The sequence below is a fragment of the Allorhizocola rhizosphaerae genome (assembly GCF_003426775.1).
In the GTDB taxonomy this organism is placed as follows: Bacteria; Actinomycetota; Actinomycetes; order Mycobacteriales; family Micromonosporaceae; genus Allorhizocola; species Allorhizocola rhizosphaerae.
In genome coordinates, this window is the sequence record NZ_QJUG01000042.1 from 1 (window position 1) to 23729 (window position 23729).

General features: G+C 68.0%; 22 protein-coding genes. 6 read left to right on the forward strand and 16 right to left on the reverse strand.

Annotation, left to right across the window (positions count from 1 at the left end; translation table 11 throughout):
• From DM816_RS11395 to DM816_RS11405, 3 genes are all read left to right on the forward strand, one after another.
• A partial coding sequence (locus DM816_RS11395) for an ATP-dependent DNA ligase (protein WP_117210141.1) occupies positions 1–1346 on the forward strand: 1346 nt, incomplete at its 5' end.
• Positions 1347–1744: 398 nt separating this feature from the next.
• Complete coding sequence (locus tag DM816_RS11400) at positions 1745–2515, forward strand: helix-turn-helix transcriptional regulator (RefSeq protein ID WP_162907352.1); 771 nt, start codon at positions 1745–1747, stop codon at positions 2513–2515.
• A gap of 42 nt (positions 2516–2557) precedes the next feature.
• A complete protein-coding gene (locus DM816_RS11405; protein WP_162907353.1) occupies positions 2558–3916 on the forward strand; it encodes an alpha/beta fold hydrolase in 1359 nt (452 codons plus the stop codon).
• Here the strand turns inward: DM816_RS11405 and DM816_RS11410 are convergent.
• On the reverse strand, positions 3905–5014 hold the full coding sequence (locus DM816_RS11410) for a helix-turn-helix transcriptional regulator (RefSeq protein WP_162907354.1): 1110 nt from the start codon (positions 5012–5014) through the stop codon (positions 3905–3907). The two genes, DM816_RS11405 and DM816_RS11410, sit on opposite strands and share 12 nt — an antisense overlap.
• 71 nt (positions 5015–5085) lie before the next feature.
• On the opposite strand from DM816_RS11410, the gene DM816_RS11415 reads away from it, so the two are divergent.
• Positions 5086–6579 (forward strand): fibronectin type III domain-containing protein, encoded by a 1494-nt coding sequence (locus DM816_RS11415; protein WP_117210145.1) that lies wholly within the window; start codon positions 5086–5088, stop codon positions 6577–6579.
• On the opposite strand, the gene DM816_RS11420 is transcribed toward DM816_RS11415, so the two are convergent.
• The 6 genes from DM816_RS11420 to DM816_RS11440 all read right to left on the reverse strand — a co-directional run bounded on the left by DM816_RS11420 (position 6576) and on the right by DM816_RS11440 (position 11204).
• Positions 6576–7640: a histidine phosphatase family protein gene (locus DM816_RS11420; protein ID WP_246001877.1), complete on the reverse strand. Its 1065-nt coding sequence runs from the start codon at positions 7638–7640 to the stop codon at positions 6576–6578. The genes DM816_RS11415 and DM816_RS11420 overlap by 4 nt on opposite strands.
• Entirely contained in the window at positions 7637–8356 is a 720-nt protein-coding gene (locus DM816_RS44355) for a zinc ribbon domain-containing protein (RefSeq protein WP_246001879.1), read from the reverse strand. Before DM816_RS44355 ends, DM816_RS11420 begins: the two co-directional genes overlap by 4 nt.
• Complete coding sequence (locus DM816_RS11425) at positions 8353–8532, reverse strand: hypothetical protein (protein WP_117210147.1); 180 nt, start codon at positions 8530–8532, stop codon at positions 8353–8355. Before DM816_RS11425 ends, DM816_RS44355 begins: the two co-directional genes overlap by 4 nt.
• Before the next feature lie 97 nt (positions 8533–8629).
• Positions 8630–9454 (reverse strand): Nif3-like dinuclear metal center hexameric protein, encoded by an 825-nt coding sequence (locus tag DM816_RS11430; RefSeq protein ID WP_425455234.1) that lies wholly within the window; start codon positions 9452–9454, stop codon positions 8630–8632.
• A complete protein-coding gene (locus DM816_RS11435) occupies positions 9451–9981 on the reverse strand; it encodes a flavoprotein (protein ID WP_246001880.1) in 531 nt (176 codons plus the stop codon). Before DM816_RS11435 ends, DM816_RS11430 begins: the two co-directional genes overlap by 4 nt.
• Complete coding sequence (locus DM816_RS11440) at positions 9978–11204, reverse strand: helix-turn-helix domain-containing protein (protein WP_117210149.1); 1227 nt, start codon at positions 11202–11204, stop codon at positions 9978–9980. The genes DM816_RS11435 and DM816_RS11440 overlap by 4 nt, the downstream gene beginning before the upstream one ends.
• A gap of 177 nt (positions 11205–11381) precedes the next feature.
• Here DM816_RS11440 and DM816_RS11445 point away from each other — a divergent pair, with 177 nt between their 5' ends.
• Positions 11382–11960, forward strand: a complete 579-nt coding sequence (locus DM816_RS11445; protein ID WP_211588643.1) for a bifunctional DNA primase/polymerase — start codon at positions 11382–11384, stop codon at positions 11958–11960.
• 154 nt (positions 11961–12114) lie between these two features.
• Here the strand turns inward: DM816_RS11445 and DM816_RS11450 are convergent, their stop codons facing one another.
• The 4 genes from DM816_RS11450 to DM816_RS11465 all read right to left on the reverse strand — a co-directional run bounded on the left by DM816_RS11450 (position 12115) and on the right by DM816_RS11465 (position 16158).
• Positions 12115–13194, reverse strand: a complete 1080-nt coding sequence (locus DM816_RS11450; protein ID WP_425455235.1) for a branched-chain amino acid aminotransferase — start codon at positions 13192–13194, stop codon at positions 12115–12117.
• 146 nt (positions 13195–13340) lie between these two features.
• Positions 13341–14369, reverse strand: a complete 1029-nt coding sequence (locus tag DM816_RS11455; RefSeq protein WP_117210151.1) for a 3-isopropylmalate dehydrogenase — start codon at positions 14367–14369, stop codon at positions 13341–13343.
• Positions 14370–14455: 86 nt separating this feature from the next.
• Entirely contained in the window at positions 14456–15433 is a 978-nt protein-coding gene (locus DM816_RS11460; RefSeq protein ID WP_246001882.1) for a VOC family protein, read from the reverse strand.
• A gap of 5 nt (positions 15434–15438) precedes the next feature.
• Positions 15439–16158: a TetR/AcrR family transcriptional regulator gene (locus tag DM816_RS11465; RefSeq protein ID WP_117210153.1), complete on the reverse strand. Its 720-nt coding sequence runs from the start codon at positions 16156–16158 to the stop codon at positions 15439–15441.
• Positions 16159–16281: 123 nt separating this feature from the next.
• On the opposite strand from DM816_RS11465, the gene DM816_RS11470 reads away from it, so the two are divergent.
• Positions 16282–16800 carry a pyridoxamine 5'-phosphate oxidase family protein gene (locus tag DM816_RS11470; protein ID WP_117210182.1) on the forward strand — a complete coding sequence of 173 codons (519 nt, stop codon included), beginning with the start codon at positions 16282–16284 and terminating at the stop codon, positions 16798–16800.
• A gap of 160 nt (positions 16801–16960) precedes the next feature.
• On the opposite strand, the gene serA is transcribed toward DM816_RS11470, so the two are convergent.
• The 5 genes from serA to DM816_RS11495 all read right to left on the reverse strand — a co-directional run bounded on the left by serA (position 16961) and on the right by DM816_RS11495 (position 23385).
• Complete coding sequence (gene serA / locus DM816_RS11475; protein WP_117210154.1) at positions 16961–18556, reverse strand: phosphoglycerate dehydrogenase; 1596 nt, start codon at positions 18554–18556, stop codon at positions 16961–16963.
• Between the two features lie 125 nt (positions 18557–18681).
• A complete protein-coding gene (mpgS, locus tag DM816_RS11480; RefSeq protein WP_117210155.1) occupies positions 18682–19899 on the reverse strand; it encodes a mannosyl-3-phosphoglycerate synthase in 1218 nt (405 codons plus the stop codon).
• Between the two features lie 81 nt (positions 19900–19980).
• Positions 19981–20991, reverse strand: coding sequence for a ketol-acid reductoisomerase (gene ilvC / locus DM816_RS11485; RefSeq protein WP_117210156.1), 1011 nt, complete (start codon positions 20989–20991; stop codon positions 19981–19983).
• A 12-nt stretch (positions 20992–21003) separates the two neighbouring features.
• Positions 21004–21522, reverse strand: coding sequence for an acetolactate synthase small subunit (gene ilvN, locus DM816_RS11490; RefSeq protein WP_117210157.1), 519 nt, complete (start codon positions 21520–21522; stop codon positions 21004–21006).
• Between the two features lie 54 nt (positions 21523–21576).
• A complete protein-coding gene (locus tag DM816_RS11495) occupies positions 21577–23385 on the reverse strand; it encodes an acetolactate synthase large subunit (protein ID WP_117210158.1) in 1809 nt (602 codons plus the stop codon).
• Between the last annotated feature and the right edge of the window lie 344 nt (positions 23386–23729).

A 23729-nucleotide genomic window follows, 5' to 3' on the forward strand; every position in this document is an offset into this window, starting at 1 on the left:
GCCAGATCGGCCTGGGCTATGCGGGCCTGCGCGACCTGCCGCCACCGGCCGAGGCGGCCACGCTGACGGTGCGCGACGTCGACACCGCGTTCGAGTCGATGGGCGCGCTGTCCGGGCAGGGGTCGCAGGCGCGGCGGCGCGAGCTGGTGCACCGGCTGTTCGGCGCGGCGACCGTTGACGAGCAGCGCATGCTCGGCGGGCTGGTCACGGGCGAGCTGCGGCAGGGCGCGCAGGCCGGGCTGCTCGCCGACGCGATAGCCGTTGCCGCGCTTGTGCCCGCGGGCACCATTCGGCGCGCGCTGCTGTTGGCCGGAGACCTGAAGTTGGTGGCGGTGGCCGCATTGCTGGGTGGAGCGCCGGCGCTCGCCGAGTTCGCGCTCACGGTCGGCCGGCCGATCGCACCCATGCTCGCTCAGTCGGCAGCCGACGTGGGCACGGCCCTTGCCGCGACCGGGGTTCCGGCCGCGGTCGACGACAAGCTCGACGGCGTGCGCATCCAGGTGCACCGGGAGGGCGAGACGGTGGCGGTGTTCAGCCGCAGCCTCGACGACCTGACCGGGCGCATGCCCGAGGTGGTGCAGCAGGTTTTGCGGCTGCCGGTGGCGCGGGTCGTGCTCGACGGTGAGGCGCTCGCGGTCGGGCCCGACGGGCGGCCGATGCCGTTCCAAGACACGGCCAGCCGCTCGATGCGCAGGGAGTCCGGGTCGCTACGGGCATATTTCTTCGACGCGCTGCACGTGGACGGGAGCGATCTCATCGACGAGCCGGGAGCGGTGCGGTGGGCTGCTTTGGATGAGGTGGTGCCCGAGGAGATGCGCGTGCGGCGGGTCATGGTGTCCGGTGAGGCGGAGGCCGAGGCGGCGTTCCAGGCTTCGTTGAGCGCGGGGCACGAGGGTGTCGTGGTCAAGGCGGCCGAGGCGGCATACGACGTCGGGCGGCGCGGGTCGGCGTGGGTGAAGGTCAAGCCGCGACACACGCTCGATTTGGTGGTGCTGGCCGTGGAGTGGGGGCACGGGCGGCGCACGGGCAAACTTTCCAACCTGCATCTGGGGGCGCGGGATCCGCGTGGGGGCGGGTTCGTGATGCTGGGCAAGACGTTCAAGGGGCTGACCGATCAGATGCTCGCGTGGCAGACGGAAAAGCTGCTGTCGTTGGCGGTGGAGCGCGGCGACTGGGTGGTCAAGGTGCGGCCGGAGTTGGTGGTGGAGGTCGCGTTCGACGGGGTGCAGCGGAGCACGCGATATCCGGGTGGGGTGGCGCTGCGGTTCGCGCGAGTGCTGAGATATCGGGAGGACAAGCCGGCCTCCGAGGCCGACACGATCGATGCCGTGCTGGCGCTGCTCTGAGCACCTGCTCAGAATTGTTGTCCGTGACTTCGGCGGATAGTTCTGGGCTGACCTGGCCCCGGTCGCCGACGTTACGGACAAGGCTTTTGGCGACCTGCTTAGCGGCGGCGGTCACCCGCGCCCCAGCCCTGCCCGGCGCAAGAGGGCCGCGAGCCGAAGCGCCAACGGCAGGCAGACCACGCAGCGCACAAGAAGGCCACAGGCCGAAGCGCCAACGGCATGGGATGGCCGCAACGGCGTGCTTGGGTTCGGCCGAAGTCACCGCAGATTCTTGGCCAGCGGCGGGGAAGACTGTCAATCGGCCGATGGTCGGCATGCTTGCCACCGGGTGCCGGAGGCGAGGCGCGCCGCGAGCGCGATCCGTGGGAGGCAACCTGTGAGCGTGATCCAGGCGTTGGGTGAGGGTGAACGTGTGGTGTGTGGACGGGGCGTGCCTGATTGAGGGATTGTGCCCGGTCGAGGATCCGAAGTGGACGGCCGGGTCGCCGGTGCGCAGGCATCGCGTGGCGTTCGTGCGGCACGGGGCTTACCTGCGCCGGGTGAACGGGGTGGAGTCGTTTGGCGACAGCACCTCGGTGCTGGTGGTCAAGCCGGGCGACGAGATGGCGGTCGCGCATCCGCTGGGGTGTGGCGATCAGCTTGTGCTTCTGGACCTGTCCGAGGAACTGGCCGACCCGCTGCGAACCGGTGTGTTCGCCGTGGACGACGAGATCGACCTGGCGCAGCGGCAGATCGTCACGGCGGCCCGGCGCGGGATCGACGAGTTGGAGCTGAACGAGCGCATCGGCATGTTGTTGGAGCGGCTGCCCAACGCCGGGTTGGCCCCGACGGGAGCGGTGACGGCGGCGCATCGCAGGCTGACGTCGCATGCCGCGCAGTTGTTGGCGGCGGTCGGATACACGGTGGGGCTGGGCGAGATCGCGGGGCTGCTGGATTGCTCGCCGCACCATTTGAGCCGCACGTTTCGGAGGGTGACGGGGCAGACGCTGACGGAGTATCGCAATCGCGCGCGGGTGCGGGAGGTGCTCGGTGAGCTGCAGGATGGCGCGGACAACCTGCGGGAGCTGGCGGCCCGGTACGGTTTTGCCGACCAGGCGCACATGATCAGGGTGGTGCGGCGGCACGCGGGAGGCTCACCCGGTACCCTCAAAAAGATTCTAAGAGCATAGAAGTTCTACGCCGTGGCTATGGGCATGCGATTGCATGCGGGGATGAAGTCACGATGGGGTGCGGCGTTATGTGCCGCGTTGATGATGGCCACGCTGACCGCCAGTCCGGGTCAGGCGGGCGGACCGTCGCTTGTGGACAGACACGAATGTGCGGGGATGACGGGATTCACGTGCGCGTTTCTGCCGGTGCCGCTGGACAGGTCGGGCCGCGGCGGCGAGACGTTGCGGTTGCAGGTGGCATTCGAGACCGATGCCACGGCACCGCGCGGCACACTGCTGGTCCTGACCGGTGGCCCGGGGCAGCCGGGGGTGAGCTTCGTCCCGCGTATTTCGCAGCGGCTGGCCTATCTGCTGGCCGACTACCGGCTGGTGATGATTGACCAGCGCGGGACGGGCGCGGGCGCGATCGACTGCCCGCAGCTGCAGCGGGAGGTGGGATCGTCGGATGTACGGCCGCCGTCGGCAGCGGCGATCGCGGAGTGTGCGGCGATTTTCGGAGAGACGCGGCACTTCTACACGACCCACGACACGGTGAAAGACCTCGACGAGCTGCGCGCGGCGTTGGGCGTGCGCAGGTGGACGCTGGACGGCGTCTCATATGGAGCGTTCGTCGCGGCACAGTACGGCCTGACCTATCCATGGCGGGTGGAGCGGCTGGTGCTTGACTCGGTCGTGCCCAAGGAGGGCATCTACACGCTGTACGCGGACAGCTTCCATCGCGTGGAGTTCGTGCTGCGGGAAGCGTGCCGCGAACAGGGCTGTGACTGGGATCCCGCTGTCTATCTGGAGCGCGCGCTGCAGGCCGGGCTCAACGCAGTCGACTTCTTCGACTTCATCATTATCGCGAGCATCGTCGATCCGAAGCTGACCGGGCAGACGTACTTCCCGGTGCTGCGGTTGTTGCGGCAGGCCGGCGAGGGCGACCTGGCGCCGATGCGCACGGCGATCGAGCGACTGCACAGCAACTTCACCCCGGCGAGCGAGTTCAGCTCGGGCCTGCACATAGCGACCATCTGCGCGGATCTGGTGGACGCGCCATGGGGCGACTCGTCTGCGCCGCTCGCCGGGCGAGAGCAGGCCTTGGCACGGGCGGTCGGCAAGCTGTCACCGGCGTATGTGTGGCCGTTCCCCACAAGCGCGGCGGGCGAGCAGGCCATCGCGTCGGTGTGCGGGCAGTGGCCGCCGAGCCGGCCCAGCCCGAGGCCGCCGTTCAAGAAGCTCACCATGCCCGTGCTGCTGCTCAACGGGGACCGCGACCTGTCCACACCGGACAAGTGGGCGCGCGATCTGGCCGCGTGCACGCCGCGCGCCCGCCTGGTGATCGTGCCCGGCATGGGCCACTCGATGCAGGGCCGCAACGCCGAGGCCGACGCGGCCGTGCAGGAGTTCCTACTGCGTTAGCAGACGGCCGTCGGTCGTCAGGCGGGCACTGGCCAGCTGCGGCAGATAATGCTGGAAGAACACGTCGGCGACGAGATCGCGGCGACTGCGCACACCCGTCTTGTCGAACACCGCCTTCAGGTGGTCCTGGACGGTGTGCGTGGAAACGTAAAGCGCCGCAGCGATCTCGGCCGTCGATCGTCCTAACAGGACCAGCTGGGTGATCTCCCGTTCGCGGGCCGTGAACGGATACGCGTCGAGGATGAGCGCGGCGAGTTCGCCGGGCAGCGCCGGCCCGATCGAGATCGTGGTCTGGCCGGTTTCGGACGTGTGCCAGGCGTGCAGCGTGACCCAGCCGCCGTCGCGCGTGCGGGCGCGGGAGCGGGCGATCGCTCCCGGCTCGCCCGCGCGGGCGTGGCTCACGATCGCGGAGACCGCGTGCGGGGTCCGTCCCGGTTCGTGATTTTCGGCGAGCCGGTCGAGCCAGTGCTGTGCGGTCGGGCTGAGCGCGGCCATGCTGTGGTCCCGGTTGACGACGGCGACGCCCGGCGCATCGGGCACGGTCCCGCCATCGACCCCGCCGGTGAGCAGAGACTTGCGCAGAGCCGCGGCCGCGGGCACCGCCACGGCGGCCGCGATTTCCACGTCCTGCGCGCTGTATCCGGCCGTGCCCTCCTCCCGGCACATGACGAGCAGACCCCACGTCCGGCCGCCGTCGCGCAGCAACACGCGAAGCTCGTCGGCCAGGTCGAGCGGTCGCAGGATGTCGCGGTAGTACTTGCTCGTGTGCAGCTGCCCGGCCGTGGACGCGCTCAGCGCGCTGGCCGGCTCCGCCCGCCGGACGAGTCGGCGCAGGCTGTCCACGTCGTCCTGCTCGCCGTGCTCGATCTCGAACAGCCGGGGCATCACCGACGCCGGGAAGCCGCTGCGATGCTCGCCCCCGGTATCGAGCAGCGTGGCCGGGTCGACCACGACACCGCACCAGATCGCCGCGGGCACATGCGGCAGCAACACGTCGATCGCGCGGTTGATGACGTCGATGGCATTGCCCGCCGGTACCAGATTTTCCTGCACTTCTCGGGCCACCCGGCCCGGGTCTCGCCTGCGGCGTGGCGGCATGGCCCCCACCCTAGCGAATCCCCACATTTCTGGGGTTCAATCCATCGCCTCGAACCGCCTACCGTTCGTCCATGGTCGAGGGGGAGGGATCGGCGCGTTCGCGTACCGAAATCGTCATTCTCATCGCGGGTTTTGTCCTGGCTCTCAGCGGCCTGGTGGCCGCGGTGCCGTTGGACTTCCCGCCGTTGATCGTGGGCGCGTCGGTGGGGCTGGGCGTGTGTGTGGCCACCTATGGCGTGTTCGGCGGCCCGATCGCCAAGATGAGCAATGCCCGCAAGGTCGTGGCCGGGCTGCTGGCCGTGGCGGTGATCGCCGGTTCGGCGTTGCTGTGGCCGCCGAAGACGCCCGCGCCGCCGACCCAGCTCACCCCGGAGGTCTCCGCAGACAGCGTCACCCTGACGTGGGACGCGCCCGCCGACAGGGTGAAGGCGTACAAGGTCTTGCGCAACGGGGATTTCCTGGAGGAGGTCACGGACACCAGATACGAAGACAAGAACGTCAAGCCCGCCACGGAGTACGAGTACAGCGTGATCGCCGTCGGGGTAGACGGCGGCGAATCGGTGCCGATCAAGCGCAAGGTGAGCACCCTCAAGCCGTCGGCGACCTTGAAACCGCCCAACGGGTTGGCGGCCACGGCGATCGAGGCCCGATCCGTGACCCTCGCTTGGACGGACAGCGGGCCCGGTCTGGAGTACAGCGTGCTGCGCGACGGCGCGAAGATCGCCCAGAGCAACCAGCCCACCTACACCGACACGACCGTGGCGCCGCAGACGTCGTACAGCTATGCCGTGCGCGTGGTCGACACCGCCAAGCGCGAGGAGTCGGAGTCGAGCCCGGCCGTCACGGTGACGACTCCCGCCGGGGATGCGCCGCTTCCCCCGCAGCCTGGGCCGACACCGCCGAGCGCGCCCAAGGGTTTCAAGCACGACCGCAGCAACCAAAGCTCGATCACCATGTCCTGGCAACCGTCGTCGCCGGGCAGCAATCCCATCGCCGGGTACCGCGTCTTCCGCGACGGCGGCCTGCACAAAACCGCGAACGGCCTGTCGTTCACCGACACCGACCTGCCCACCAACAAGTCCTACGAATACTTCGTGCGCGCCTTCGACACCGCCGGCCGCGAGTCGGCCGACAGCGCACACGTGCGGATGAGCACACTTCCCTGGGCGAAGGCGGGCCCGTGGCGGTACACCCTCTACGACCGGTCCACCGCGGACAAGGAACTCAAGGACGCCATCAAGTTCAACGGGATCTCGCAGCCCACCCGGACCCAGGTGGGCGTGGAGGATTACGCGGTCGCCTACGACAGGGCGTGGACGCAGATCTTCTACTATGGCGCGACGGCAACCGGGAGCGCGACGCCCACGCCGCCGCAGTGCGGCTCGCACGGATTCACCGGAGTCGACGCACTCCCGATCCAGGCCGGCCGCGTGTATTGCCGCGACGAGGACGAGGGGGCCGCCATCGGACCCATCTCGTTTGTGAAGTTCGTCGACATCTCGCACGCCACCGAGACCCCGGGATATATCACCATCGAGGTCTGGTTTGAATATCTGACACCCTAGGGCGAGCCGAGTCCGTCGAGATGAGAGGTGTCATTGACGGTACGCACCGCGACCCCGCCGTCCGGGTAGAGGTCCACAATGGACAGCCCGGTCGGGTCGAGGTACAGCCGGTGCAGGATGGCATCGCCCGCCGCCAGCGCGTCACGCAGAATCAGCTTGATCGGCGACACGTGCGACACCACCGCGATGGTCTGGCCCGCGTAGGATTCGCGCAACCGGCCCACCACCGCCCGCACGCGTTTCGAAACCTGTTGGAACGACTCGCCTCCCGGCGGTGCCACCGCGGTCGAGCCGAGCCACGTGTCGAGCTCGCTCTGGAAGCGCGCCCGCACGTCGGCGAACGTCATGCCCTCCCACTCACCGAAGTCGCACTCGATCAGGTCCTGCTCGACCACGACCGGCGAGCCGATGAGCCGCGCGGTTTCGACGCAGCGCGACAGCGGCGAGGTGACCGCGACCTCGGGGCGCATGGCGGCGACCCGGGCCGCGACGGCCCGCGCCTGCGCCCGCCCGGTGTCGGTCAGCGGGACATCGCCCCGCCCGGAGTAGCGCTTCTCCGCGGTAAGCGCGGTCTGGCCGTGCCGCACCAGGACCAGCCGGGTGCGCGCGTCCGTGCGCGGCTCCCACGTCGGGGCGGGAGCAGGCGTCTCGGCAACCGCATCGGCACCGTCCATGGCCCGGTTGGCCAGCTCATCGGCGTGCTTGTTGCGCTCCCGCGGGATCCACCGATAGTCCACGGCCCGGAACTTGCGCTGCAGCGCCGCCGCCTTCGCGGCCAGCGTGCGCAGCCCGGGATTCTTGATCTGCCACCGGCCCGACATCTGCTCGATCGCAAGCTTGGAGTCCATCTGGACCTCGACCTCGGTCGCGCCCATCTCCAACGCGGCCTCCAGGCCCGCGATCAGGCCCGAGTATTCGGCGACGTTGTTGGTGGTGACGCCCAGCGCCTCCCAGCGCTCGGCGAGCACGACCCCGGTCTCGGCATCGCGCACCACCGCCCCGTAGCCCGCAGGCCCAGGGTTTCCCCGGGCCCCGCCATCAGCCTGGACAACGACTCTCACAGGCCGGACTCCGCTGTGCGCACCATGATGCACCGGCACTCCTCGCACCGCACCACCTCGTCCGCAGGCGCGGCCTTGACCCGTGCCCGGTCGGCGCCGAACAGCTCGATGCGGCACGAGCCACATCGTCCATGTTGGACCAATGCCGCGCCCACCTTCTCATACAGCGCAACCAGTTCGGCGGGCAGATCGGCCACCAGTGGCCGGCGCGCCTGCCCCTTCCACTCCTCCTCCTTGGCGATCTCGCCCAGTGCCGCGTCGCGCTTCTCCTCGGCGCCCTCGCGCCTGGCCCGCGCGGAGGCGATCTTCTCGTCGACGGCGTCCAAAGTGGCCTGTGCGGTCTCCCGCTTCTCCATCAGCTCAAGCTCGGCATCCTCCAATTCGGACTGACGCCGCTTGAGCGAGACCATCTCGTGCTCCAGCGCGGTCAGCTCGCGCGCCGGAAGGCGCCCGTCGTCGAGCCGCTGCCGGTCGCGATCGTGCCGCTGGCGCACCGAGTCGATCTCCCGCTCCAGGCGCGCGATATCGCGGTCGAGGTCGTCGAGGTCCACCTCGGCCCGCACCCGCTCGTCCTCGAGCGCGCCGATCACCTTCGTCAGCCCGTCGACCTCGGCGAACTCCGGCAGGTTTTTCTTTCGATGGGCGAGCTGCCGCAGCGCCGTGTCGATGGCCTGCAGGTCGAGCAGGCGCTGCTGGTCTTTGGGGTCGGCCTTCATGAGCTCCCTGTCTCCGTTATGCGCTTATGGGTACCACGATTCTCCAACACGGCGATCAGGTCAAACGCCCGCGCGAGGGTGGCCCGCAGGCTCGTGCCGCGCGGCGCGTCCAGCCAGTGGTCGATGGCCGTGTGCACGACCGCCGTGACGGCCGCGAGGCGCGAGCCTGAGGTCACCCGGCTACGTTAGCCTGCCGCGCAGCTTGGCCGCCGGGTCGCGGGTCCAGGTCGCGCCCCGCGTGCGCGGCACGATCACCGACCGCAGGATTTCGTCTCAGCGCGCGAAATTTCCGTAGACGTGCATGGTCCACGGATCGGTGCGCACGCTCGACACCACGGTTTCGAGGCTGGCCTCCTTCTGCAGCCACTGTGCCACCTCCGCCAGCCACGGCTGCTCGGTCGCCCAGTGACCAGCATCGATCAGTGCCGGGCCGCCCTCCAACAGGTGGTCGCTCGCCTTGTGGTGCTTGAGATCTCCGGTGAGGTACACATCCACGCCCAGCTCGCGGGCCTGCGGAAGAAATTCGTCGCCCGAGCCCCCGCACACGGCGACCAGCGTGATGCGCTTGGCCGGATCACCCGCGATGCGCACCCCCAGGTCGCCGGTTGGCAGCACGCGCGCCGCCAGCTGAGCGAACTCGCGAAGGGGCATCACCACCGGGAGCCGCCCGACCCGGCCGTGCCCGCGCCCGTCCCCGGTCGCGGGGAACTTCGCCGGCCGCAGCGGCATCCGCCCCACGATGCCCAGCGCGTCGGCGAGCGCATCGCTCACCCCCGGACTCGCGATATCGGCGTTGGTATGCGCCACAAACAGGGCCACGTCGTTCGCGATCAAATCGTGGATCATGCGCCCGGCCGGGTTGACCGCCGCCACCGACGACACACCCTTGAGCAGCAGCGGGTGGTGGGCCAGGATCAGGTCGGCCTTCAGCGCGATCGCATCGGCCACCGTGTCCGGCGTGACGTCGATCACGCATAGCACGCGGTGGATCGACCGCTCGGGCCGCCCGGTCACCAGGCCCACGCGGTCCCAGTGCTCGGCCCACTCGGCCGGGTAGCGCGCCTCAAACAGGACCATCAACTCGGCGAGCCGCATCATGCCTCCCATCCCTCCCCAAGCGCCCGCAAGGCCAGATGCCACGGGAAGTCTGCCCGGTGCGCCGCCCGGGGCGGGTGCAGCTTCACCACTTCGTCACCATAGAGCACCCGCACGCCCCAGCTCTTGAGCCTGACCAGACTCTCCTGGAACGCCGGGTGCCTGGCCATCGCCGAGTTGGTGTAGGGCACGGCCACGATCGGGATGCCCAGGCCGTGCGCCTCGATCAGCAGCGCGAGGGCCAGCGTGTCGGCCGCGCCGGCGGCCCACTTGTTGATGGTGTTGACCGTGGCAGGCGCGACGATGATCGCGTCGGGCAGCGGGAGCAGGTCCGGCTCGCCTGGATGCTTGAACGTGCTGCGCACCGGGTTGCCCGTCAGCTCGGCCAACGCCGGGATGTCGAGGAACGGCCGCGCGGACTCGGTCGGTACCAGACAGACATTAAAATTCTTCTTCTGTCCCAACGTAATCAGTCGCCCGACATCGCGGGCGACTGGGGAACCACAGGCGATCACGTAGAGGACCGTCAAACTCCTACTCCCATTTGCTCGGCCAGGTCGGCGACCTGCAGTGGCGGTGAGCCCTTCGTGCGGCGCAGCACATCGCTCATCACCTCGTGTGCGATGGGCCGGCATCTCACCTCGGCCGGCGCGATCGCATCGCACTCCAGCAGCATCTCACCCGCGCGGGCGATGTCGCCCACCTGGGTGAAGCCTCGCGCCATATCGATGAAGTGGTGCGCCCGCCGCTCCGGGACGAGCGCGTTGAACACGTGCGGATTGATCGACTCGTGCACCGCCACCGCCGCGCCGCCCTCACCGAGCTCGACCGCCGCCGCGGCCCGGTGCAGCAACACGTTCGTGGGACCAAAACTCGTCCAATAGTGGTTGGCGTCGGCGCCGACCCCCTGCGCCGCGTCTTCGGCCGCGTTGAGCAGATCGTGCATTGTCGCGCTGTCCCCCAGGCAGGAGGCGGCCATCGCGCCCTGCAGGAGGAGAAAGCCATAGACCGAGAGCCGATCCGGGTCGGCCTGCTCGGCGCCCGGACACAGCCGGTTGGCGATGTTGACGTTGACCTCCAGCGCGGAGCGGTGCCGGCCCAGTGCGCGAAGGGCCAGCGCCACCCGAGCGGTGGCCACGCCGGCGAGCAGATGGTCGCCTGCCCGCTGCGACACGGCGATGGACCGGTCGGCCGCGAGCCAGCCGAGGTCAAGTTCGCCCATGCGGCGCATGGCCGACGACGTGATCTGGTAGACCTGCCCGAGCAGTCGTGCCGCCTCCTCGGCGTGCTCGCTGCCGGCGTATGCGGTGTCTGCGGCCTGCGCGTCGCGCAGCAGCTTGGGCAGCACCCGGGCGAGCATGCCCCACTTGGCGTGCAGGAGGGTCTGCCACGCGTGTGCCGTCGCCTTGCGCATTTCCACGATCGGCGGTGGCTCCGGCGGCGCATAGAAGAACGCGCTGATCTGGTCGTACCGCTCCAATGCGGACCGGATCTCGGCCACCTCGATCTGATCGATGCAATTCATGCTTTCGGGTCGCCGTTCCGGTTCGCGCCCCAGGAGCAGTTGCACATCCACCTGAAGCACGTCGGCGATCTCGGACGTGACGGACAGCTTGTCGAGCCTCCGCACCCCTCGCTCAACCTTGTCGACCCAACTTTTCGACTTGCCCAGCCGGTCGGCGAAGACCTGCTGGGACATCTTTCTCCGGTTGCGCCAGTAGGCGACCCGCCGTCCTATCGGCAGCTCGTCCATGGTCCCAGCCCTCCGATCGCACAACTTGTGCGGGTACATCTCGAAGTCCCTAGTAACTTAAGATGCAAGTTGCAGTTAGAGATTGCAGAACGACTCTTGCGATTTTGGACCTTGCAAAGGTCAACGAAATGTGAAGGCGAAGGTGACGCACAGATGAATGTCAACATGTTTATGCGAATGCGGATGCGTCGTGCGGCGAAAACCTTCGTCGGCCACGGCTGGCCGGTCATGCCGGGCGGATACTTCAACGGCGAACGCATGGCCTGCGACAGGGCGACCTGCTGGGCCACGAGCTGCCATCCGGTGCTGCCCGACTGGGAGCACCACACCGGGTTCGCTGAAGACTGGTGGAACCGCAAACCGCATTCGGTGCTCCTGCCGACGGGACACGCATTTGACGCCATCGAGGTCCCCATGCTCGTTGGCTCAGTTGTCAAAGCGCCACCCGGGCCCGTGATCGTCACACCCGCCGGACACTGGATCTTTTTGGTGCGAAGGGGATCCCCGCTGCTGCCCATCCTCGCCGACCGGTCCGACATCGTGCAGCACACGGCCGGATCATGGATCCCGGCGCCGCCCACCGTCCTGCCGGAAGGCCCGGTGCGCTGGCACGTCACGCCCCGGCAGGTCGGCTGGCGGTTGCCCGCCCCCGACCAGGTGCAGGCGGCCATCATCGGGGCGCTCGTCGCCCTCGACGCCACCTTCCTTGACCGACCGCTGAGCGTCCGCCCGTCCCGCAGATTCGCCCACGCGTAGTAATCGCCAGCTTCGCTCGTTAGTCGAAGCATGGTAGACAATCTAGAGCGTCCCGAATCCAGCGTCGAGTATCAATTTGTTTTCGGGTACGCCGGCACCCGCCCGGGTGGTTCCCGACCAAGCGGATCCCACCCAGGGGGTACGCAACGACCGATCAGATGATGCTGGTCCACTGGTGAGAGTCGGCGATTCGGCCATATTGGATGTCCACGAGGGACTGCCGCAAAGCGCTGGTGACCGGTCCCGTGCCGCCGTCGCCGATCACGAACTCGCCCTCGGCAGCACGCACTCGCCCGATCGGGGTAAGCACGGCGGCGGTCCCGCAGGCGAACGTCTCGACAATCTCGCCACTGGCCGCCCCGTCACGCCACTCGTCGATGGTCACGGGGCGTTCGGTCACCGTGCGGCCCTCCTCGCGGGCCAGCGTGATGACCGAGTCACGCGTGATTCCCGGCAGGATCGCGCCGTTGAGCTCGGGGGTCGCCAGGGAGCCATCGGCGTACACGAAAAAGACATTCATGCCGCCCAACTCATCAATATATCTTCTGTGCACCGCATCCAAGTACACCACCTGGTCGCAGCCCTGCTCGATGGCCTGCGCCTGGGCGATCAGGCCCGCCGCGTAGTTGCCGCCGCACTTCGCCGCGCCCGTGCCGCCCGGCGCGGCACGCGAGAAGTCGGTGGACACCCACAGCGTCACGGGCTTGACACCGCCCGAGAAATACGACCCGACGGGCGAGGCGATGAGCACGTAAAGATATTCCAGCGAGGGCCGCACACCGAGGAAAACCTCGCTCGCGTATTGGAACGGGCGCAGATAGAGGCTGCTCTCGCCGTCGGACGGCACCCACTCGCGATCGACGTTGACCAGGTGCCGGATCGAGCCGAGGAACAGCTCCTCGGGCAGCGGGGCCATCGCCATGCGATGTGCCGAGTCGACGAACCGGCGCGCGTTGGCGTCGGCCCGGAACAGGCCGAGCTTGCCATCGACACGGTTGTAGACCTTCAGGCCCTCGAAAATCTCCTGCGCGTAGTGCAGGACCGCCGTCGCCGGATCCATCGGGATCGGTGCGCGCGGCTCGACCCGCGCGTCATACCACCCCTTGCCCTCCGCGTAGCGGATCGTGACCATGTGGTCGGTGAACACCCGGCCAAACCCCGGGTTGGCCAGGAGCGCCTCGCGCTCGGTGGCCGTTACCGGCTGCGGATTCCTGTGGATCTCGAAGTCGATCATGCCACCACCACCGCTCATAAGCGCTGCCCTCCAGGCTCGAAACTGCTTCTCGGGTGAAACTTACCTCTAACGTTCGTTCACCCCATAGCGCCCTGGTGGCCGGGATCGCCTCATGCGCCTGGCCAACAAGGCCAGGGGCCTTGCGTCTAGCTCACAAGTACCGCTACTCGATCGCCCACTTCCGGCGTGCGGATCGGCTCGCCGGAAACACGACCCGCCAGCTCCTGCCCGACGGCCTCCTTGACCCTGCGCGCCGCCTCGGCCTGGCCGAGATGGTCGAGCAGGAGCGAGACCGACAGGATGGCCGCGATCGGGTCGGCCTTGCCAAGACCCGCGATGTCGGGCGCCGAACCGTGCACGGGCTCGAACATCGACGGATAATCACCGGTCGGGTTGATGTTGCCGCTCGCGGCCAGGCCGATGCCTCCGGTGATGGCGGCCGCGATGTCGGTGAGGATGTCGCCGAACAGGTTGTCGGTGACGACCACGTCGTAACGCTGGGGGTTGGTCACCAGGAACATGGCCGCGGCGTCGACATGCTGATATTCGGTCGTCACGTCGGGGAACTCGCGGGCGACCTCGGCGAAGGTGCGCGCCCACAGGCCGCCGGCGTGCGTGAGCACGTTGGTCTTGTGCACCATGGTGACCTTGCGGCGCTCGCGGTGGCGCGCCCGCTGGAACGCGTCGCGGATCACGCGCTCGACGCCGTGCCGGGTGTTGAGGCTCTCCTCCGTCGCGATCTCGGCGGGCGTGCCGCGGTGCAGTGTGCCGCCGGCACCGGTGTAAAGCCCCTCGGTGCCCTCGCGCACGACCACGAAGTCGATCTCGCCCGCCTTGAGGTTGGCGAGTGGGCCCGCCGTGCCGGGCCACAGCCGGGACGGGCGCAGGTTGACGTATTGGTCGAAGTCGAAGCGCAGCTTGAGCAGGAGACCCCGCTCCAGCACACCCGGTGGGACGGTCGGGTCGCCGACCGCGCCGAGCAGAATCGCGTCGTGCTGGGCCAGCTCGTCGCGGACCGAGTCGGGCAGGACCTCGCCCGAGCGGTGATAGCGGGCGGCGCCTAGGTCATAGTCGACCAGCTCGAAGCCGGGAGAGACCGCGTTGAGCACCTTGATGGCCTCCGCGACAACCTCGGGCCCGATCCCGTCCCCGCCAACCACCGCAATACTTGTCACGCTGCCACCCTAGTAGCTCGTCCTATCCATCGGTACTCGCGTTCCACAATGTGAAAACCGTTCGAGCGGCGCTCGTGCCGCGGACATCAGCCGGCGCTGGTTCTGAAGATGACAGCGGCGCCGAGAGCTTCGCCGGCCGGCACGACGAGCTCGCCCTTGCGTCCCTTGGTATATGGCACCGTGGCCGCCCGCAAATGGCGCTCTGTCTGGGCGATGTCATGCACCGAAATCGTGTACGCGACGAAGGCGGGAATGAACGGCGGATGCTCGCCCGGCAGGACGTCGGGCAAGGCGGAGGCGGCGACGAGGGAGACTGTGGCGTCGCCGTCGAGTCCGAAAGTCCGCACGGGGCCATTGCGGTCAGCGGCGCAGCCGAGGTAAGTCTCGTAGCGATGCTCGAAGTCCGACAAAGCGTCGTCGGGAACACACATCATGCATCCAACCAGATCGATAGCGCCGTTAGCGTGCTCCAGCCGGCGTTGCCCCAAAACGGTGGTGTTTTCGGCGACACCGACCCTGCCTTCGGGCAACAGTCCGCGTGGCGCGTCCGGCTCGTCGCTGTTGATCTCAAGGTAGCGGGCTGGAACCATTCGGATCCCATCGGCGGTTTCTATCGGGCGCTGTATCGCGTGCACTCCACCATGGCCAACGCCGGCGGCGGCCAGCCGGGTGGCGACGCGATCCAGGTCTGCCGAGTCGAAGATCAGGATGTGCATGCCTTGGAACCGGTTCAGGCAGACGGTGAGGTTCGCTACGGCGCCGCGAACGGCGGCCAGGAGCCCCGGCAGTCTGTCGGCCGGCACCTTGAGGGGCATCAAGTGAGCTTCATCCGGGACCGGCTGGCCGTCCTGGACGACGGTGACAAGCTCCACAAAGTTGCGGCGCAGGGAGATGTGGGTGTTTGCGGCGCCGACCGGGCGAGCGGGCGCTTGCGCAGCGGTGGGCATTGTCGGATAGGTCGGTGGTGGCACGGTGAAGCCCAGTCGACGGTAGGTGCTGATCGCTGTGGTCATGTCTTCCACGACCAGGCCCGCGTGGTGCAGGCCGCTTAGGTCGTTGCCCATGTTGGTCACCTTTCGTCGACGGATGCGCCATAGGCGGCGCGGCGGTAGTCGTCGGTGTGCCTGTCCAAGATGGCGATGGCCCGCGGCGCGGCGGTGATGAACCGCGCCGAAGGTGGCGGCTTCGCCGGCTCGAACGCGTGGCGCAGGAGGTCGGCGACCTGGTCGGCCTTTGCCTGGAGGGTCAGGTCCACCCCGGAGGGTAGGAGCGGGTCAATGCCGAAGAAGCCGAACATGACCGCGGGCAGGGTGTAGTCCAGATCCTCTGGGCGCAGTCCGGCCCGCAGCAGGCCGTTGTCGGCGAGCACGCCCAGATATTCGCGGGAGGCAAGCAGCTTGCCGCTCTGCAGCGGTCGGCGGGCCGGGCTGGAGAGAAACCGGTCCAATACCTCGGCGTCCCGGGTGAAGATGGCGCGCAGCACCGGCCGGGCCATCGCCTCCAGGAAGAAGTGACGCATGTACTGATGCAAGGCGATCTGCCGCGGGTCGTCGCGCATGGCGGCCACCACCGCGCCGAGCATCGCCACGGCCTCTCGCGCACCGACGGCGAAGAACAACTGCTCACGACTGCGCCAGTGCAGATAGACGGTACCCTTCCCGACCCCGGCACGCCGGGCGATCTCGTCGATGGTCACCCGCCGGTATCCCCAGCGCAGCAGCAAATCCCTTGCCGCGTCAAGGATCCGGTCGGCGCGGTCGATGTGGCTCGTCGGCTGCGGCTCGGTCATGTTCCTCCCTTGTGACTGATGACCAGAATAGCATTTCAGTCATCAGTCACAAGGGCAGAATCTTCCTCGGCACAGGTGTCGATCCGCCCACTGCCCGTTCGACGCGTGGGTATGACCGACTACATGACAGAGCCGACCTCAACCCGCAACCTCGACCGATACGGCAACGCGGAGCTGCCGTGGAGCCGCCCGCGCGATCTGCTCGTCAGCGAAACGCCAACGTCAGACCTGACATTCTTTGTGGCCACCGTCCGGCCCAATGGACGCCCGCACATCGCGGGGGTCGGGGCCCTGTGGGTCGACGACGCGCTCTACATCGTGAGCGGGCCGGGCACGCGCAAGTCGCGCAACCTCGCCGCCAATCCGGCGTGCAGTGTGTCGGTGCGCCTGCGCGGCATAGATCTCGTGATGGAGGGCGACGCGCACCGGGTCACCGACGCGTCCACTTTGGAGCATGTGGCGGCCATGTACCGCAAGGGCGGCTGGCCCGCGGAGGTCGACGGCGACGCGTTCACCGCGCCATACAGTGCGCCGAGCGCCGGTCCGCCGCCGTGGTACCTGTACCGCCTTACGCTGCACTCCGCCGTCGGCGTCGCCGGTGCCGAACCCCACGGCGCCACCCGCTGGGACTTCGCCCACTGAATACGCAACCCCGTGGCACAGTCCTCAGCCACGGACGCGAGGCCGCCCTTCCGCTGCCGCGTCTGGACGAACGCCGCAGCGGGAAAGCAAGAGCCCCGGGCGCACGTTACGCCCGGGGCTCCCGCTACCGGAGGTCCGAAATGGACAGTCGGATGGTGGCTCAGAAGTCGTCGGTGAGGTCGACCGTGCTCGCGGCGCCGGCGCCGATGCTGGAGGCCGCGGCGGCGAGCAGGTCGGCGGTCACGGGCGAGTCGACGGTGAGGGTCATGAGCGCCTCGCCACCCGCCTCGCGCCGGGCCACCTGCATGGCCGCGATGTTGACACCGTTTTCGCCGAGGATGGTGCCGATGGTGCCGACGACGCCCGGCCGGTCGGCGTAGCGGAAGAACAGCAGGATGCCGTCGGCGTCGAGCTCCAGGTCGAAGTCGTCGAGCTCGGTGAGCTTGATCTGGTCGCGGGCGCCGTGGGTGACCAGCGTGCCGGACACGCTGACGGTGCGCCCGTCGGGCAGGGCCCCGCGCACGGTCACCACGCTCTTGTGGTCTTCGATCTCGGACTGCGACACGAGCTCGATCTCGACGCCCCGATCGGCCGCGAGCATGGGCGCGTTGACGTAGGTCACCTGCTCCTCGACCACCGCGCTGAACAGGCCCTTGGCCGCGGCCAGCTTGAGCACCGAAACGTCCTGGCTGAACCCGCGCACCTCGACCGTCACGCTGGCCGCGACCCCGCCCGCGACCGCGGTGAAGACCTTGCCCAGCTTTTCGGCCAGCGGCAGCAGCGGGCGCACTTCCTCGGCCACGACACCGCCCGCCTGCACGTTGACCGCGTCGGGCACGAACTCGCCCTGCAGCGCCAGCTTGACGCTCTTGGCCACCGCGAGGCCGGCCTTGTCTTGCGCCTCGTGCGTGGACGCGCCCAGGTGCGGCGTGGCCACCACGTTGTCGAACTTGAACAGCGGCGAGTCGGTGCACGGCTCCTTGGCGTAAACGTCGATGCCTGCGCCCGCGACCCGGCCGTCGGCCAGGGCATCGGCCAGCGCCTGCTCGTCGATCAGCCCGCCCCGCGCCGCGTTGACGATCCGCACGTCGGGCTTGACCAGCTGGAGCTCCTTCTCCCCGATCAGCCCGACCGTCTCCGGCGTCTTGGGCAGGTGGATCGAGATGAAGTCGCTCTCCCGCAGCAGCTCCTCCAGACCGACCAACCGCACCCCGAGCTGGGCGGCGCGGGCGGGCTGCACGTAGGGGTCGTAGGCGATCAGGCGGGTGCCGAAGGCGGCCACGCGCTGCGCGAAGAGCACCCCGATCCGCCCGAGGCCGACCACGCCCACGGTCTTGCCCTGCAGCTCGACGCCCGTGTATTTGGACCGCTTCCACTCGCCGTTTTTCAGCGCGTTGCTCGCCGAAGCCGTGTTGCGCGCGACCGCGAGCAGCAGCGCGACCGCCTGCTCCGCCGCCGACACGATGTTGGACGTGGGCGCGTTGACCACCATCACGCCGCGCGCGGTGGCGGCCGGGACCTCGACGTTGTCGAGCCCGACCCCGGCCCGCGCGACCACCTTGAGCCGGGGCGCGGCCGCGATGGCCTCGGCGTCGATCTGGGTGGCACTGCGCACGATCACGGCGTCGGCCTCGGACAGCGCCTTGAGCAGGGCCGGTCGGTCGGTGCCGTCCACGTGGCGGACGTCGAAGTCATAGGCCAGCACATCGAGCGCTGCCGGGGCCAACTCTTCGGCTATCAGAACAACGGGAGTCACAACTCGCCTCACGATGAAAAGAGATTTAGATGCCAGCGCCGCATCGCGCCTATGAAGGCATGGTACGGCGAAGGCCACCCCCGGCACCGCGAGGCGAGACCGTGACCGTGCTCACCCATAACTATTCACGCACGTTGTAGCGGTGTGACCGTCCGTACACGGGCCGGCAGACGCTGCACGATCTGGTGAAACGATTCTGCCTCCGCGGTGATGCCGTCGTACAACCGGTCCAGCGCGAGGCTGGCCACGGGCGGATAGATCCGCTCCGCGGGCGGCGAATGTCCGCCGAGGAAGTCGACGATTTCACTCTTGAGTGCCGGTGGGCAGATCTGGGAGTGGTAGATGACGTTGAGCGCCTGGGTGCGCATGGACACCACGTGCTCGTCTCCCTTGTTGTCGTGGAAATGCGGGTTGCGGCTCTCGATCTGAAGCACCGACACGCCCGACGTCATCACGTCGGTGTTCGCGGCGTCCGGCGCCAGCAGCCCGCCGAACCGCTCGAACAATTCCACATATTGGAATGGCTCGACCGCGAAGCCGCCTGCCATCCGCATGCGCACGCCGAGTTCGAGGCTCAGCGCGTGCTCACCGGCGTTTCCGGTGACGACCGCCTCCGTACCGAAGCCTGAATATTCGGCAAGCAACCGGTTGAGGAAGTCGTTGGTTATCTCGGAACTCCGGCCCCGACGGCTGAAGAACAGCTTGCTGTCGCGGACCTTGGGCTTGGAGTGCCAACTGATACGCACCATCGAGTAGGGACTGTCTGCCATGGCCAGCCCCGCGGCATAGACCTTGCAGTACTCATGGACGGCGCCCGGGACGTAATTGTCGGCATCGACGTAACCCACGTAGCGACGGCCGGTCATGGCCGCGAGGGCCATCCCGACGAGCATCGCCTCGCCTTTGCCGTTGTGCACCAACCCGTCATCGTCGATGAGCTCGGGCATGCCGGCCGCCTTGATCGCCGCCGCGAGCCCGGGATCTCGTTGGTGCACGGAGAGCGCCGCACGGTCCGCCAGCCGGCAGAACTGCTCCAGCGCTCCTACCTCCAGGTCATAGCGATCGACCGGCTGCCGGTCGCTATTGGACACCAGGATGATCAGACAGTCGTGAGGGATGCCCGAAAGCACGCCCTCGATCACCCGTCGCGGCTCGTTCATGCAGGGCACGACGACCACCAAATCGCGTTCGACATCGCGGATGGCATCACGCGAGACGATCCGGGATGGCCCCAGCTGATCGTCGTACGTCTGCGTACCGCAGTCGATCTCGATTACGCGCTGTAGTTCGTGGATGCGCACCGCGCCGAAGCGCTCTGTGCGGTACGGGTACTCCAAACGCATGGCTGGACGATAACTGAACGTCCAGCCATGCGCTCACCCCAAAGGCTGAGAGTCGTCTGGGATCAACGGAGAGTGATGCTACTAGGCGGTTTCCGTAATGGGACGATCCACCCAACTCATCATTCCTCGCAACTTTCCGCCCACCGCCTCGATCGGGTGTTCGGCGCCGTGCTCCTGCAGTTTGGTGAAGTTCGGTCGGCCCGCGTCGTCCTCGGCGACCCACTCGCGGGCGAAATCACCGTTCTGGATCTCGCCAAGGATCTTGCGCATCTCGTCCTTGACCCGCGCGTCGATAAGTCGCGGACCGCGCGTGACGTCGCCATATTCGGCGGTGTCGGAGATGCTGTACCGCATGCGGGCGATGCCACCCTCGTACATGAGGTCCACGATCAGCTTCAGCTCGTGGAGGCACTCGAAATAGGCGACCTCCGGGGTGTACCCGGCCTCGATGAGCACCTCAAACCCGGTCTGCACCAGCGCGGTCGTGCCGCCGCACAGCACCGCCTGCTCGCCGAACAGATCGGTCTCGGTCTCCTCCTTGAAAGTGGTCTTTATCACTCCCGCCCGCGCGCCGCCGATCGCCTTGGCGTAGGACAGCGCGAGCGCCAGCGCCCCGCCCGATGGGTCCTGCTCGACCGCGACCAGGCACGGCACGCCCTTGCCGTCGACATATTGGCGGCGCACCAGGTGCCCCGGCCCCTTGGGCGCGACCATCGCCACATCCACATCGGACGGTGCCTGGATCAACCCGTACCGGATATTGAAACCGTGACCGAAGAAGATCGCCTTGCCGGCGCTGAGGTTGGGCGCGATGTCGGCGGCGTAGATGTGGCGCTGGGCGGTATCCGGCGCGAGGATCATGATCACGTCGGCCTCGGCCGCGGCCTCGGCCACCGACACGACCCGCAGGCCCTGCTCGGCCGCCTTGTCCCAGCTCTTGGAGCCCGGACGCAGCCCGACCCGGACGTCCACCCCGGAATCACGCAGCGACAGCGCGTGCGCGTGCCCTTGGCTGCCGTACCCGATGACGGCAACCTTGCGACCCTGGATGATCGACAGATCGGCGTCGTCATCGTAGAAAATCTCGACCATTACTAACCTTTCCTACGCAGCCACGCGCAGCGCGGGACTTGCGGTAATCGCACGCGAGCCACGGCCGATGGCGACCATGCCCGACTGGACCATTTCCTTGATGCCGTACGGCTCCAGGTCTTTGAGCAACGCGTCGAGCTTCTCGGCGGTGCCGGTCGCCTCGATGGTCAGCGCGTCCGGGGCCACGTCGACGACGCGGGCCCGGAACAGCTGCACGGTTTCGAGGACCTGCGACCGGATGGGCCGATCGGCCCGCACCTTCACGAGCAACAGCTCGCGCTGCACGGACGAGCCCGGCTCCAGCTCGACGATCTTCAGCACGTTGACGAGTTTGTTGAGCTGCTTGGTGACCTGCTCAAGCGGGGACTCCTCGGCGTTGACCACGACCGTGATCCGGGAGACCTCGGGGTGCTCGGTCTCCCCCACCGCCAGCGAGTCGATGTTGAACCCGCGCCGGGAGAACAACCCCGCCACGCGGGCCAGGACACCCGGCTTGTTTTCCACCAGAACAGAGAGCGTGTGCTTAGCCATTACAGGTCATCCTCGTCTTTGCGATCCTCGCCGGCGCAATCGGCGCAGCCGGGTTCACAGGTCGTCCTCGTCAAACACCGGGCGAACCCCACGGGCAAACATGATCTCATCGTTGCTGGTGCCGGCCGCGACCATGGGCCAGACCATCGCGTCCTTGCCCACCACGAAGTCGATGACCACCGGGGCGTCGTTGATCTGCATGGCCTGCTCGATCACCTTGTCCACATCGGACGCCGACTCGCAGCGCAGGCCCACACAGCCCAGCGCCTCCGCGAGTTTCACGAAATCAGGGATGCGATGTTTGTGCGTGCCGAGATCGGTGTTGGAGTATCGCTCGTTGTAGAACAGGGTCTGCCACTGCCGCACCATGCCCAGGTTGCCGTTATTGATCACCGCGACCTTGATCGGGATGCCCTCCAGCGCGCACGTGGCAAGTTCCTGGTTGGTCATCTGGAAGCAGCCGTCGCCGTCCACCGCCCACACGACCGTGTCGGGCCGGGCCACCTTGGCGCCCATGGCCGCGGGCACCGCATAGCCCATCGTGCCCAGGCCGCCGGAGTTGAGCCACGTGCTCGGCTTCTCGTACTTGATGAACTGGCTGGCCCACATCTGGTGCTGGCCGACACCCGCGCAGTAGATCGCGTCCGGCCCGACGATCTCGCCCAGGCGCTGGATCACGAACTGCGGTGCCAGCGTGCCGTCGACCGGGTCCTCCCATCCCATCGGGTACCGCTGACGCAGATCGTTGAGCGTGTTCCACCAGTCGTCGTAGGACACCTTCGCGCCCGCGAGCGCCGTGACGAGCTCGTCGATCACATGTTTGGCGTCGCCCACGATGGGCACGTCGGCGTGCCGGTTCTTGCCGATCTCGGCCGGGTCGATGTCGGCGTGGATCACCTGCGCGCCGGGCGCGAACGAGTCCAGCTTGCCGGTCACGCGGTCGTCGAAGCGGGCGCCCAGTGCGATGAGCAAATCGCTGCGCTGCAACGCATAGACGGCAGGGACGCTGCCATGCATGCCGGGCATGCCGAGGTGTTGCCGGTGCGAGTCGGGGAACGCGCCCCGCGCCATGAGCGTGGTCACGACCGGGATCCCGGTCAGCTCGGCCAGTTGGAGCAGCGAGTCGGTCGCCCGCGCCTTCAGCACGCCCCCACCCACGTAGAGCACGGGCCGCTTGGCCGCCTGGATCAGGCGCGCCGCCTCGCGGATCTGCTTGCCGTGCGGGTGAAGCGTCGGCCGGTATCCCGGAAGGTCCAAAGTGGGCGGCCAACTGAACGTGGTCTGCGCCTGCAGGATGTCCTTCGGGATGTCGACGAGCACGGGACCGGGCCGCCCGGTCGACGCCAGGTGGAACGCCTCGGCCAGGATGCGCGGGATGTCCTCACCGGTCCGCACGAGGAAGTTGTGCTTGGTGATCGGCAGCGTGATCCCCTGGATGTCGGCCTCCTGGAAGGCATCCGACCCGATCGCGCCGCTGGGCACCTGCCCGGTGATCGCGACGATCGGCACCGAATCCATGTAGGCATCGGCGATCGGGGTCACGAGGTTGGTCGCGCCCGGCCCGGACGTGGCCATGCACACACCCACCTTGCCGCTCGCCTGCGCGTAGCCGGTGGCCGCGTGCCCCGCGCCCTGTTCGTGCCGGACGAGGATGTGACGCACCTTCGAGTCGAACAGCGGGTCGTAGGCGGGCAGCACCGCACCGCCGGGGATCCCGAAGATCACCTCGACGTCGAGGGCTTCGAGGCTCTTGACGAGGCTCTGCGCGCCGGTTACGGCGGCCGGGGCGGGCACGGCCGGTTTGGTCAGCGCCCGCTGCTTCTCCAATGCGTGCGCGAGCGTCTCAGGACTTGGTCTCGTCATGTCACTATCACACCCTCTGCAGAACCCCAGCCAACAAAAAAGCCCTCGTGCGGCAATCGCACGGGGCTGGCGCGCTCTCGACCCACTTGGGGTGAGAGCGCGCTAGAGAAGTACTCGGCCGGACCGAAGCATGGGGCCAGCTTGACGCATCTCAGTCGCTGAGTCAACTGCTCCCAAATCTCGGGACACGCGTGTCTCTGCTGCGTAGCGCATGCGAAGCAACGCGCGGACAGTGCCGCCCCAAGCCCCAACCCTCCCTCACGATCTTGAAAGCGAAAAGCGTGCTTTCAAGATCGCTCAGTCCAGGCTGGGGCGCGGCGCAGAACCACCGGCGCGTGCCAAGC

What these genes read in the sequence shown, in the direction of transcription:
- DM816_RS11445 (WP_211588643.1), top strand. Translation starts at nt 11,382, where the DNA reads ATGCGGATGCGTCGTGCGGCGAAAACCTTCGTCGGCCACGGCTGGCCG.
- DM816_RS44355 (WP_246001879.1), bottom strand. Translation starts at nt 8,356, where the DNA reads ATGAAGGCCGACCCCAAAGACCAGCAGCGCCTGCTCGACCTGCAGGCC.
- ilvC (WP_117210156.1), bottom strand. Translation starts at nt 20,991, where the DNA reads ATGGTCGAGATTTTCTACGATGACGACGCCGATCTGTCGATCATCCAG.
- ilvN (WP_117210157.1), bottom strand. Translation starts at nt 21,522, where the DNA reads ATGGCTAAGCACACGCTCTCTGTTCTGGTGGAAAACAAGCCGGGTGTC.
- DM816_RS11470 (WP_117210182.1), top strand. Translation starts at nt 16,282, where the DNA reads ATGACAGAGCCGACCTCAACCCGCAACCTCGACCGATACGGCAACGCG.
- DM816_RS11415 (WP_117210145.1), top strand. Translation starts at nt 5,086, where the DNA reads ATGGTCGAGGGGGAGGGATCGGCGCGTTCGCGTACCGAAATCGTCATT.
- DM816_RS11460 (WP_246001882.1), bottom strand. Translation starts at nt 15,433, where the DNA reads ATGGGCAACGACCTAAGCGGCCTGCACCACGCGGGCCTGGTCGTGGAA.
- DM816_RS11430 (WP_425455234.1), bottom strand. Translation starts at nt 9,454, where the DNA reads ATGATGCGGCTCGCCGAGTTGATGGTCCTGTTTGAGGCGCGCTACCCG.
- mpgS (WP_117210155.1), bottom strand. Translation starts at nt 19,899, where the DNA reads ATGCGTTTGGAGTACCCGTACCGCACAGAGCGCTTCGGCGCGGTGCGC.
- DM816_RS11495 (WP_117210158.1), bottom strand. Translation starts at nt 23,385, where the DNA reads ATGACGAGACCAAGTCCTGAGACGCTCGCGCACGCATTGGAGAAGCAG.
- DM816_RS11410 (WP_162907354.1), bottom strand. Translation starts at nt 5,014, where the DNA reads ATGCCGCCACGCCGCAGGCGAGACCCGGGCCGGGTGGCCCGAGAAGTG.
- DM816_RS11465 (WP_117210153.1), bottom strand. Translation starts at nt 16,158, where the DNA reads ATGACCGAGCCGCAGCCGACGAGCCACATCGACCGCGCCGACCGGATC.
- DM816_RS11450 (WP_425455235.1), bottom strand. Translation starts at nt 13,194, where the DNA reads ATGATCGACTTCGAGATCCACAGGAATCCGCAGCCGGTAACGGCCACC.
- DM816_RS11405 (WP_162907353.1), top strand. Translation starts at nt 2,558, where the DNA reads ATGAAGTCACGATGGGGTGCGGCGTTATGTGCCGCGTTGATGATGGCC.
- DM816_RS11440 (WP_117210149.1), bottom strand. Translation starts at nt 11,204, where the DNA reads ATGGACGAGCTGCCGATAGGACGGCGGGTCGCCTACTGGCGCAACCGG.